Here is an 11044-nt window from a genome sequence, read left to right as displayed (position 1 = left end):
CATCGAACCGCCGAGCTGCCTGTCTGGCTACACCGCTACAACTGGCATCGGCCACACGGCGGGATTAAGTCCCAGACACCCATCAGCCGACTCGGCCTCGACGCGGACAACCTATTGAGGCTCCACATCTAGGTGTGATCGGGTTGAGGAAAAGTGGGAACCGGTTTTCCGCCCGCAACCCGCTCTAAACATAGGACAGCGATCACGTTTCTCGAGATTGGATTGAGTCAATCCAATCTCGACGTGATCTAGCGTCCGTCCAGTGACGCGCCCACGCGTTGGGTCGGGGTGTCGAACAGGCCGCGACCTGGCACGTGGTTGAGTTCGAGCCGGATGCCGTCGGGGTCTTCGAACAGCACCGAGTAATAGCCCGGCGCCCAGGGTTCATCTTGTGGCGCATGCACGACCTTGGCGCCGATAGACACGAGGAAAGCATAGGCCTCGTCGATGTCGGCGCGGTCGCGGACCCGCCAGCACTGGTGATGCAGGCTGCCGACGCGAAACTGAGCGTAGGCGGCGCCGGAATGGGCCGGATCCGGGCGGCGTATGCCGAAACCTGTACGCCCGCCGACGCAGTAGTAGGTGTCTGCACTATCGGCGACCTCCTGCAATCCCAGGAACGGCAGGAGCTGGCGATAGAAGGCGACGGATCGCTCGAAGTCTCCGGCCGTGATGAAGGTATGGGCGACGCCGTTGATTTCCATCATCGCCTTCAGTGCTTGTCGGTCTTGCTGGCCAGCCAGTCCATCAGCGCCAGCAGTACGCCCGAGATCACGAACACCAGATGGATCCCGACCAGCCAGGCCAGATGCCGGTCTGAAATGTCCTTGCCCTCGGCCAGTTCCATGAAGGCCTTCAGAAGCGCGATGGCGCTGATCGCGACGATCGAGGCCACCAGCTTCAGTTTCAGACCCGAGAAGTCCACCGTGCCCATCCAGCCGGGCCGGTCCTCGTCGTCGCCGGTATCGATCTTGGAGACGAAGTTCTCGTAGCCGGAGAAGATCACGATCAGCAGCAGGTTCCCCGCCAGCGACAGATCGATGAGGGTCAGCGCCATCAGGATGGCTTCCTCAGGCGACATGGACCCCAGATGCGACAGGTCCTTGATCGCCGCCTGCACGAACACGAAGAACAGCGCCGCCAGCGCGAAGACCAGACCCACGTAGAAGGGCGCCATCAGCCAGCGCGACCGGAACAGCCACAGTTCCAGATAACGCTCTGCGGCGGGCTTTCGCTTGGGCGCGCGAGGGGCGACCGTGGGTTCGTTCATCAGCGAAGTTGATACCGGCTCCGTCGGACGGCGCAAGTCGTCGCCGACTACCCCCGGAGCTTTGCCCCGACCGCCTTGTCCGCCGCTGTGACGATTCTGCCGGACAGGCCTTCGATCTCGGCGTCTGTCAGGGTCTTCTCTCGCGGCTGCACTACCACCTCTACGGCCACCGATTTCATGCCCTCTGGCACGCCCTGGCCCTGATAGACGTCGAACACGCGCGCGGCGGCGATAAGCGCCTTGTCTGCGCCCAGGATCGGACGGATCAGGTCGCCGGCCGGTGTCTCCGCGGCCAAGAGGAACGCGAAGTCGCGCCGCAGCGGCATCAATGTGGACAGGTCCAGCGCCGCCTTGGTCTTCACACCCCGGCGCTTGGGCTCAGGAATGGCGTCGAGGTTGATTTCGAAGGCCAGCATGGGCCCGTCAGCGTCCAGCGTCTTGAGCACGCGTGGGTGCAGTTCGCCGAATTCGGCGATCACAACCTTGGGTCCGAGCTGCAGGCGGGCCGAGCGGCCAGGGTGCCACCAGCTCGCGTTCTGGCCCTGCACCACCTGCAGGCCTGGCGCACCCAGTTCATCCAGCAGCGCCAGCAGATCGGCCTTCAAGGCGAACAATGGATCGCCAGAAGCCTTCGCCCAGTGCTTGGGCACATGCGGCGCGATCAGGCCGGTGACCGCCGTCCACTGGTCGCCCGGCTCGTCGCCCCGGAAGTTGGGACCAACTTCGAACAGGGCGGCATCGGCAAAACCCTTGCGGGCATTGCGGGCCGCAGCGTCGATCAGATTGCCCAGTGTCGAGGGCCGCATGGTGTCCAGATCCGACGCGATGGGGTTGGACAGCACCAGTTTCGCAGCGCCGCCACCGAACAGCTCGGCCCATTCCCGGCGCATGAAGCTCCAGCTCACCGTCTCGGCATAGCCTCGGGCGGCAAGGGCGCGGCGGGCGTTGCGCATGCGGACCTGGCGGACGGTCAGGGCGCCGCCGGGGGGCCGGGCGATGGGTGGGAGGGGCGTGGAGGGCAGGGCGTCGAACCCTTCGATCCGGGCGATCTCTTCCACCAGGTCGGCGCGACCCTCGACGTCGCGGCGCCAGGATGGCGGGGTGACGTTGTGGCCGTCGACCTCGAAGCCCAGGCGCGTGAGGATGTCATCAATCCGTACGGCGCCCACGTCGAGGCCTGAGAGTTTCTTCACAAAGGCCCGGTCGAAGGCGATCGACTTGGGCGGCGTCGGCGCGTGGCCCGCGACCGTAACGTCAGACGCTACGCCGCCGCACAGCTCCAGGATGAGGGATGTGGCCAGATCCAGCCCGGGCCTCACGGAGGCTGGGTCCACGGTCCGGGCGAAGCGATACTGGGCGTCCGAGTTGATGCCGGTGGTGCGGCCGGTCTGAGCCGTCCGGATCGGGTCGAACCAGGCGCTCTCGACGAACACATCGGTGGTCGCCTCGGAACAGCCGGTGCTTTCGCCACCCATCACGCCGCCGATGCCGATGGCGCCGGAGCCGTCGGCGATGACGCAGATCTCCGGGGTGATCGCATAGGTCTTGCCGTCCAGCGCGGCGACCTGTTCGCCCTCCCGGCCGAGGCGGGCCTCGATGATGGCGCCTTCCAGTTTGGCCGCGTCATAGACGTGCAGCGGTCGAGCGCGGTCGATGGAAATCAGGTTGGTCACGTCCACCAGGGCGTTGATTGGCCGCAGGCCCACCGAGATCAGCCGCTGCTGCAGCCAGGCTGGCGATGGGCCGTTCTTCACGCCCTTGATCAGGCGGCCGGCAAAGACCGGACAGGCGTCTCCATCGACGGCGATCTCGATCGGGCAGGAGAATGCCCCGGCAACCGGCGCTGTGACGTCGGGCTTCAGCGTTCCAAGCCCGGCAGCCGCCAGATCCCGGGCGATGCCGCGTACGCCCAGCCAGTCAGGCCGGTTGGGGGTGACCTCGAAATCGATCACCGCTTCCAGGCCCAGCACTTCGGCGGCCAGCGCGCCGACGGCCAGGTCGCCGGATAACTCCATGATGCCGTCGGACTCCTCGGCGACTTCCAGTTCCTTCGCCGAACAAAGCATACCGTTGGAGACCACGCCGCGCACCGGCCGCGCCTCCAGCGTCACGCCCGAGCCGGGCACATAGGCGCCGATGGGGGCGTAGATGGTGGTCAGGCCTGCCCGCGCATTGGGCGCGCCACAGACGATCTCCAGCCGGCCGTCCCTGGTGTCGACCTGGCAGACCCTGAGCTTGTCGGCATTGGGGTGCTGCACGGCTTCCACGATGCGGGCCACCGAGAAGGCGGCCAGCTTCGCGCCAGGGTCTTCCACATGCTCGACCTCGAGGCCGGCCATGGTCATGGCGGTGACGACCTGGTCGACCGTCGCGGTCGTGTCGAGATGTTCCTTGAGCCAGGAGAGGGTGAATTTCATATCGGCAGCTCGCACATTGGAACCCTTCTCCCCTTGTGGGAGAAGGTGGCAGCCAAAGGCTGACGGATGAGGGGTTGCACCCTGCGAGCGGTGAGAAGAGCCCGGCGGAGCGTCTTGACGAGGCGGTTGCCAGGGCGGCGCGACCCCTCATCCGACCCGCGGAGCGGGCCACCTTCTCCCGCAAGGGGAGAAGGCCGGTTTGGCGTGCTCATCGCGCCACCTCCCTGGCCAGCACTTCGACGAGTCGGAACCGCTCGCAGAACAGCATCATGTCCGGCGTGAAGGTCCCCTCCCGGAAGAAACAGTCCTGGTGGACCCTGGCCCAGTAGGCGTGGCTCAGATCGCCTTCGCCCTCTTCAGCGGCGAAGGCGGCATCAACCTCATCGAAGCGGCGCTGCGTCAGTTCGATCGACTCGATGACGCAGCGAGGTCGCCCCTGGCCGTCCAGAACAACGTAACGCGAGCCGAGTTCGCTGCCCTTCAGCCCTTGCGACGCCGCCCAGCAGGTCGCGGTCTTCACGCCGCGCAGCACGAGGGACAACAACTCGTCAGCCATTTCGGGGCTGTCGCCGAAAGCGAAATGCTCCAGCGACCGCCAGTCCTGTTCCGTCAGCATCAGCTCAACCCCGTCGCCGGGTTCGGCGCCTGGAAGGCCGAGAAGCCGAAGTGGTCCAGCCAGCGCACATCGCCGGCAAACATATCCCGCAGGTCGGGCATTCCGTACTTCAGCATCCCGAGCCGGTCGACGCCGAAGCCGAACGCGAAGCCCTGCCACTCATCCGGATCCAGGCCGCAGTTGGTCAGTACGTTGGGATGGACCATCCCGCACCCGACGATCTCCATCCAGTCGTTGCCCTGGCCGATCTTCACGTCGCCGCCCGAGCGATCGCACTTCACATCCATCTCGGCCGAGGGCTCGGTGAAGGGGAAGTGGTGCGGGCGGAACCGGGTTTCGACCACCGAGGTCTCGAAGAAGCGGCTGATGAAGGTGTCCAGCGTCCACTTCAGGTGGCCCATGTGGATGTTGCGGTCGATCACCAGACCCTCGATCTGATGGAACATCGGCGTGTGGGTGGCGTCGCTATCCGAACGATAGGTGCGGCCCGGCACGATGATGCGGATCGGCGGCGTCTGGCTTGATGCGATCCAGCCCGGCAGCTTGTGGTTCTGGCCCTGCTGCAAGGCGCGGATCTGCACCGGGCTGGTGTGGGTGCGCAGCAGCTTGCGCTGGCCAGTCTCATCCTCAGGCAGCCAGAAGGTGTCGTGCATCTCCCGCGCCGGGTGCTTGGGCGGGAAGTTCAGCGCCGTGAAGTTGTGGAAGTCGTCCTCGATATCCGGGCCTTCGGCGAGCGCAAAGCCCATCTCGGCGAAGACAGCGATCATCTCGTCCATCACCTGCATGGTCGGATGCACGCGGCCGCGACGCTCGGGCGGGGGCGGCAGGGAGAGGTCGACCGTCTCTTTGGCCAGCCGCGAATCCAGTTCGGCGGTTTCCAGTGCGGCCTTGCGGTCTGCGATCGCCGCGGCGACGGCGTCGCGCAGGCCATTGATCTTCGGGCCTTCAACGCGGCGCTCATCGGGCGTCAGGCGGCCGAGGGTCTTCAATAGCTCGGAGATCCAGCCGGTCTTGCCCAGCGCTTCCACGCGGATAGCTTCCAGCGCTGCGAGATCGGCGGCGGCGGCGATGCGGGCGGTGAGGTCGGCCTGCAGAGTGGTGTGATCGGTCATGGGACGGGTGTCCTAGCTTTACGTCTTCCCGGGGTGAAGAGGGCGCAGCAAAAAGCCCTCCGGCGGTTCGGCCGGAGGGCTCTTGAAACCTTCGAGGTCTAACGACCCAAGGGCTTAAGCCAGCGCGGCGCGAACCTTGTCGGCGATGGCCTTGAACGCGACTGGATCGGCGCCGGCGATGTCGGCGAGGACCTTGCGGTCCATTTCGATCCCGGCCTGATCAAGGCCGTGAATAAACTGCGAGTAGGTGAACCCTTCGGTGCGGGCCGCAGCGTTGATGCGCTGGATCCAAAGCGACCGGAACATGCGCTTGCGGACCTTGCGGTCGCGGTAGGCGTACTGGCCAGCCTTGTCCACGGCCGCCTTGGCGGTGCGGATGGTGTTCTTGCGGCGCCCGTAGAAGCCCTTGGCCTGCTCGAGAACCTTCTTGTGTTTTGCGTGGGCGGTGACGCCCCTCTTAACGCGTGCCATCGGTCAGCGCTCCTTAGGAAAGGCCGTAGGGGATCCAAAGCTTGATGATCTTCGCGTCGGACGCGCTCATCACTTTGGTGCCACGGTTCTGACGGATGTACTTGGCGTTGTGGCTCAGCAGGCGGTGACGCTTGCCAGCGACGCCGGCCTTGATCTTGCCGGTCGCCGTAAGCCGGAAGCGCTTCTTCACGCCTGACTTGGTCTTCAGTTTGGGCATTTCACGTCGGGATGCGAACACCCCGTCCTCTAGGTCGTGTTGATGAACCGCCCTGGCATGCCTTTGGGCCAGGCGGTTCCGAAGGGGCGGGTGAATACGGGAAAGGCGCAGGGAATGCAAGGTGGGGCTTGGCCTCGCCCTACTTCCCCTTGCCCACCGCGATCCCCATGACCTCGAACCGCGCCTCACCCAGCAGATGGTCGGCGCCCAGTTAGGCGCGGGCGGGCAGCGGGCCTTTGAAGTAGGTCCGGTAGACCTCGTTGAAGGTCTGGTAGTCGGCGAGGTTGCTGGAGAACACCTGGACCCAGACCAGATGGTCCATGGTCAGGCCACCCGCTTCTACCGCGCGCTTGATGTTGTCCATCACCCGTTTGGCGGCGTCGGCCGTCGTGCCGCCGATGGCCGCGCCGCCATGCGCGAGTTGTCGGCTCCAGCCGCAGGAGTCCCTGTCGCCGCCGCTACGCCGCCGACCGAACCGCAAAAGCAGCCGCCAAAAGGGCGACCGCACCGCGAAGTCCACAGTCTGTTTGCGCTACTTGGGCGCCAGGATCATGATCATCTGGCGGCCCTCCATGCGGGGCTCATATTCCACCTTGGCGATCGGTTCGAAGTCCGCCTTCACCTTCTGGAGCAGCTTCATGCCGAGCTCCGGGTGGGCCAGTTCGCGTCCGCGGAAGCGGAGCGTGATCTTTACCTTGTCGCCTTCTTCGAAAAAGCGGTGCATCGAGCGCTGCTTCACTTCGTAGTCGTGAACGTCGATGTTCGGGCGGAGCTTGATCTCCTTGAGTTCGACGACCTTCTGCTTTTTGCGCGCCTCGTTCTTCTTCTTCTGCTCCTGGAACTTGAACTTTCCATAGTCCAGAATCTTGCAGACGGGCGGATCTGCGTTGGGAACGATCTCCACGAGGTCGAGGCCCGCTTCTTCAGCAGCCTCGATGGCTGCTGATGTGGGCATGACCCCTTGCTTCTCTCCGTGCTGGTCGATGAGCAGGACACGGGGGACGCGGATGTCTTCGTTCATACGCGGTCCGTCTTTGACGGGCGGCGTTTGCATGGGACGGCGAATAGGCAGGTCTCCGGGACTGTTGGAACGCAAAAAACGCCGGGTCGCGCGCGGCGATCCGGTCGTGGTAGCAGTATATGACGAAGGGGCGCCCTCGTATCAAGGCATTGCGGACGATGAGGGGGCCAAAGAGTTCGCCGTCTGCGCCACCTGCGCCACTGGCAGGTCGGTGAGATTGTCAGCTTTGAGTATCGCCACCCGCCCTCGCGGCGCGGAGAGGGCCGGGTCCGACGCCTTGGAGAACAGCACAATCGTGGGCGCGCCGGCGGCTGCTGCCAGGTGCAGGGGCCCAGTGTCGTTGCCGACGGCCAGCGCCGCATTTGCGCCCAGCCGAGCCACGCTCGCAAAGTCAGTCCGCCCGGTGAGGTCCCGGGCCCGGGGGGTTGTCCGCTGGATCGTGTGGGCTAACTCAGCCTCCTGGGGCCCGCCGATGATCACGATGTCGAACCCCCGCGAATAAAGAATGCGGGCCAGCTCGGCGTAATGCTCGACCGGCCATCTCTTATCGAGACGATGCGAGGCGCCGCCGGGCACGAACATCACATAGGGACGCGGACGATTGCCGCCTGACCTGGGGCGTTCCGCCGCTGCTGCCTTAAGGATCCACGACAGATCGGGCGTGGGGGCCGTTCCCGGTTCTGTCGGGGCATCGTCCCAGATGCCGGCATACTTCAGTTGGTCTGCCTGGCGCTCCAGAGTGTGCATGCCGTTGCGAAGTGGATTTCCGTGGGGCAGGGCGCAGCCGAATGCGATGCCTGACCATGGGGGCGGGGACGGGCGCAGGATCTGGAATATCCGGTTGGACGCTGATGATGTCTGCAGGTCGTAGACTCGTGCATAGTTCGCCGCTCTCATCCGGGTACGTAGCGAAAGCCATGCCGACGGCCCCGCAGGGCGACCGCCGGTGTCCACGGCGTTGAAATAGGGACAGGTCTTCGCCAACGCCTCGAAGGGTGGTGTGGTCAGGAGGGTAATGTGGGCCTTGGCATGGGCCTGCCGGATTGTCTTCATGGCCGCCAGCGCCAGGACGAAGTCGCCCAGTGCCGAGAGCTTGATCACCAGGATGCGTTCGATGCTGCGGGCCATCAGGCGCGGGCCTCGAGAACGCGCACGTAGGCGGCAAGCGTAGCGGCGCACATGGCCTCGGCCGAGTACAGCTGACGCGCGCGGCTGCGCCCCCGCTCTCCCATCTCGCGGCGTTCGACCGGACCAACGTCAATGGCCCGCCCGATCGCCGCTGCCCACGCCTCGGGGTTGTCGACGGGCGCCAGCCAGCCGGTCTTGCCATGCAGGATGGTTTCGGTGACGCCCCCGTGCGCCGAGGCGATGACGGTCCGGCCCATTACCTGGGGTTCGACGGCGGCGCGACCGAATGACTCGGGCACTGTAGTGGGCAGTATGGCCAGATCGGCCAGCAGGTAAGCGGCCGGCATGTCGTCGCAATGGCCGACCACCCGGACAGTGTCCTGCAGATAGGCTGCGCCAATCGCCGTCACCACCTCGGCCGCATAGCCTGTCCGACCCTGGTCGTCGCCAGCGAACACAATGCGAAAATCGTTCCGGCCCTGCGCCGCCAGCTGCCGCGCCGCCTCAACGATGGATAGGTGTCCCTTGATCCTTGTCAGCCGCCCGGCCAGCAGGATCAGCGTGCGGCCATCATCCGGAAGCGCCCAGGCCTGCCGCAGTGCCGCGATCCGATCCGGACCGACACGGGCCGGGTCGAACCGTTCCAGATCCACCCCGCGCGGAATTGTCACGAGTTTCTCTGGAGTCACCTGATGCTCGGCCAGAACATGGTCACGGGTGTAGTCGGAGTTTGCGATCACCAGGTCGCCGCGGGTCATGACGGCATTGTACCAGCGCTTCAGGCCGGATTGCGACTTGTAGACCCCATGGTAGGTGGCGACGAAGGGCGTGCGCGTTACATGCGCCGCCCACAGGGCTGAGAATGCCGGTGCGCGGCTTCGCGCGTGCACGATCGATACGTTTTCCTGCCGGATCAACGCCACCAGGCGTGCGGCGTTACCGAGCATGGTGAGCGGGTTCTTGGTCTGGACAGGCATCTGCGCCAGGCGGCCGCCATCGGCCTCCAGCCGCGCTGTCATGCGCCCACCCCGCGTAGCGACCAGCGCGGTTCCGCCGGCGCGGACCACAGCGTGGGCTACGTCGATGGTGCTTTGCTCGGCGCCGCCGGTTTCAAGCTCGGGGACAACCTGCAGCAGTGTGAAATCAGGGGGTAACGACACGGCCTCTCTCTAAACTGAGTTGCCCGGTTCTGCTAAGGGGGCTGGATGACCGAGGTTACTGGATTTCTGGAACGCCCGGGCGGGCATCGACTGGCCTGGCGACGCGTGGCAGGAGGCGGCTCCACAGTAGTCTGGCTGGGCGGGTTCCGGTCCGAGATGAATGGAACCAAGGCGCAGGCTGTAGCGGACTGGGCGGCGGCGGCTGGCCGGGCGTTTTTGCGTTTCGACTACTTCGGGCACGGGGAGTCGTCTGGCGCCTTCGCAGATGGGACCATCAGTCGCTGGCGCGATGACGCGCTGGCCGTGCTGGATGAACTTACTGCTGGAGACCTTGTGCTGGTGGGTTCGTCCATGGGCGGGTGGATGGCATGCTTGGCGGCCAACGCGCGGCCTGAGCGTGTCAGGGCCCTGGTGCTGATCGCGCCGGCGGCGGACTTCACGGAAAGGCTCATGTCCCGGGATATCCCGGCAGATGGTTGGGCGGCGCTGGATGCCGAGGGTGTCTGGATGAGGCCGTCACAGTACGGCGATCCCTATCCGATCAGTCGGGCTTTGCTGGAAGACGGTGCGCGCTGGTCGATCCTGGGTGGCGCGCCGGTCCCGATCAGTGTCCCGGTCCGCATCCTTCAAGGTGGCCTGGACCCGGACGTGCCCTGGCGCCATGCGTTGGAGCTGGCAGAGAGTCTGGCCGGGTCGGACGTCGTGTTCTCTCTTATCCGGGACGGCGATCACCGCCTGTCGCGACCGCAGGACATCGAGCGCTTGCTGTCCACACTGGAAGAATGTCTTCAGCCACCCGCCTGAAGGATCGCGGTCAGGCCCTCACGGTAGGTCGGATAGTCGGGCCGCCATCCGAGTTCTGCCTTCGCCCGGGCGTTTGAGACGCGCTTGCTTTCTGCATAGAAGCGCCGTGCGGCAGGCGCGAGATTGGCGTCTTCAAGCGCGATCGGTGGCGGCGGCTCCAGACCCAACAGGCCCGCCGCATAGACCACAACGTCGCTGTTCGGGGCCGGTTCGTCATCACATAGATTGTAGATGCCCCCGGCGCGTGGCCGGGCAATGGAAGCGGAAATACCTGCCGCAAGGTCATCGACGTGGATGCGTGAAAAGATCTGATCCGGAGCGATTATCCGGCGCGCACGACCCTCCCTGACCCGATCCAGAGTCGAGCGCCCCGGGCCATAGATGCCGGGCAGGCGGAAGATCGTTACGGCGCGCCCCGAGCGATCGCCGAGCTCCAGCCAGCGCTGCTCGGCCGCTACGCGGCGCTGTCCCTCAGCGAACCCGGCGGACAACGGGCTGGCTTCCGTGACCCAACGTCCTCTGCGATCGCCGTACACGCCGGTGGTTGAGAGATAGCCGAGCCAGCGGGCTGCGGGTGCATCCAATGCGGCCCCAAGCACCGCCAGGCCAGGGCATCCGTCCGGTCCGGGCGGCGGCGTGATCAAGATCGCATCTGCGGCAGTCGCCATCTCTTCGACGACGCCTGTGTCAGCCAGGTCGAGGGGGTAGCCGCCGTCTGTCTCGATTTCAGCCCGGGTCTCCGGATTTCGAAAGGTTGCGGTGAACGTCCATCCGGAAGCGGCGAGGACCCACACCCCCGCCCAGCCCCACAAAAAAAACCCAAACAAA

At 65.5% G+C, this 11044-nt stretch carries 13 protein-coding genes and 1 pseudogene; 2 read left to right on the top strand and 12 right to left on the bottom strand.

Annotation, left to right across the window (positions count from 1 at the left end; translation table 11 throughout):
- Nucleotides 1-132: pseudogene (locus ACIQ3B_RS16885) on the top strand (IS481 family transposase); the annotation flags it as partial.
- A 116-nt stretch (nucleotides 133-248) separates the two neighbouring features.
- On the opposite strand, the gene ACIQ3B_RS16880 reads toward ACIQ3B_RS16885, so the two are convergent.
- The 11 genes from ACIQ3B_RS16880 to ACIQ3B_RS16830 all read right to left on the bottom strand — a co-directional run bounded on the left by ACIQ3B_RS16880 (nucleotide 249) and on the right by ACIQ3B_RS16830 (nucleotide 9412).
- Entirely contained in the window at nucleotides 249-707 is a 459-nt protein-coding gene (locus tag ACIQ3B_RS16880) for a VOC family protein (protein ID WP_397404638.1), read from the bottom strand.
- A 5-nt stretch (nucleotides 708-712) separates the two neighbouring features.
- On the bottom strand, nucleotides 713-1270 hold the full coding sequence (locus tag ACIQ3B_RS16875; RefSeq protein ID WP_397404636.1) for a TIGR00645 family protein: 558 nt from the start codon (nucleotides 1268-1270) through the stop codon (nucleotides 713-715).
- Between the two features lie 47 nt (nucleotides 1271-1317).
- The gene (gene pheT / locus ACIQ3B_RS16870; protein ID WP_397404634.1) at nucleotides 1318-3702 is read right to left on the bottom strand and encodes a phenylalanine--tRNA ligase subunit beta; all 2385 of its coding nucleotides are present in this window, start codon (nucleotides 3700-3702) and stop codon (nucleotides 1318-1320) included.
- Between the two features lie 193 nt (nucleotides 3703-3895).
- Nucleotides 3896-4303, bottom strand: a complete 408-nt coding sequence (locus ACIQ3B_RS16865) for an ASCH domain-containing protein (RefSeq protein ID WP_397404632.1) — start codon at nucleotides 4301-4303, stop codon at nucleotides 3896-3898.
- Nucleotides 4303-5415 (bottom strand): phenylalanine--tRNA ligase subunit alpha, encoded by a 1113-nt coding sequence (gene pheS, locus ACIQ3B_RS16860; RefSeq protein ID WP_397404631.1) that lies wholly within the window; start codon nucleotides 5413-5415, stop codon nucleotides 4303-4305. Before pheS ends, ACIQ3B_RS16865 begins: the two co-directional genes overlap by 1 nt.
- Before the next feature lie 114 nt (nucleotides 5416-5529).
- A complete protein-coding gene (rplT, locus tag ACIQ3B_RS16855; protein WP_397404630.1) occupies nucleotides 5530-5886 on the bottom strand; it encodes a 50S ribosomal protein L20 in 357 nt (118 codons plus the stop codon).
- Nucleotides 5887-5899: 13 nt separating this feature from the next.
- Nucleotides 5900-6103, bottom strand: a complete 204-nt coding sequence (gene rpmI, locus ACIQ3B_RS16850; RefSeq protein WP_397404639.1) for a 50S ribosomal protein L35 — start codon at nucleotides 6101-6103, stop codon at nucleotides 5900-5902.
- A gap of 211 nt (nucleotides 6104-6314) precedes the next feature.
- Nucleotides 6315-6611 (bottom strand): RidA family protein, encoded by a 297-nt coding sequence (locus tag ACIQ3B_RS16845; RefSeq protein ID WP_397404628.1) that lies wholly within the window; start codon nucleotides 6609-6611, stop codon nucleotides 6315-6317.
- A 24-nt stretch (nucleotides 6612-6635) separates the two neighbouring features.
- Nucleotides 6636-7157, bottom strand: a complete 522-nt coding sequence (infC, locus tag ACIQ3B_RS16840; RefSeq protein WP_397404626.1) for a translation initiation factor IF-3 — start codon at nucleotides 7155-7157, stop codon at nucleotides 6636-6638.
- Nucleotides 7158-7265: 108 nt separating this feature from the next.
- Nucleotides 7266-8252, bottom strand: coding sequence for a glycosyltransferase family 9 protein (locus tag ACIQ3B_RS16835; RefSeq protein WP_397404624.1), 987 nt, complete (start codon nucleotides 8250-8252; stop codon nucleotides 7266-7268).
- Nucleotides 8252-9412: a glycosyltransferase family 4 protein gene (locus tag ACIQ3B_RS16830; protein WP_397404622.1), complete on the bottom strand. Its 1161-nt coding sequence runs from the start codon at nucleotides 9410-9412 to the stop codon at nucleotides 8252-8254. The genes ACIQ3B_RS16835 and ACIQ3B_RS16830 overlap by 1 nt, the downstream gene beginning before the upstream one ends.
- A 45-nt stretch (nucleotides 9413-9457) precedes the next feature.
- Between ACIQ3B_RS16830 and ACIQ3B_RS16825 the strand changes: the two genes are divergently transcribed.
- On the top strand, nucleotides 9458-10216 hold the full coding sequence (locus ACIQ3B_RS16825; RefSeq protein ID WP_397404620.1) for an alpha/beta fold hydrolase: 759 nt from the start codon (nucleotides 9458-9460) through the stop codon (nucleotides 10214-10216).
- On the opposite strand, the gene ACIQ3B_RS16820 is transcribed toward ACIQ3B_RS16825, so the two are convergent.
- Nucleotides 10201-11043, bottom strand: coding sequence for an SDR family oxidoreductase (locus tag ACIQ3B_RS16820; protein WP_397404618.1), 843 nt, complete (start codon nucleotides 11041-11043; stop codon nucleotides 10201-10203). The genes ACIQ3B_RS16825 and ACIQ3B_RS16820 overlap by 16 nt on opposite strands.
- Nucleotide 11044 lies beyond the last annotated feature (1 nt).

The organism is Phenylobacterium sp. (genome assembly GCF_044358365.1).
Classification (GTDB): Bacteria; Pseudomonadota; Alphaproteobacteria; order Caulobacterales; family Caulobacteraceae; genus Phenylobacterium.
Note: the sequence above shows the minus strand (reverse complement) of the source record. Positions and strands in the feature narration are given on the sequence as shown.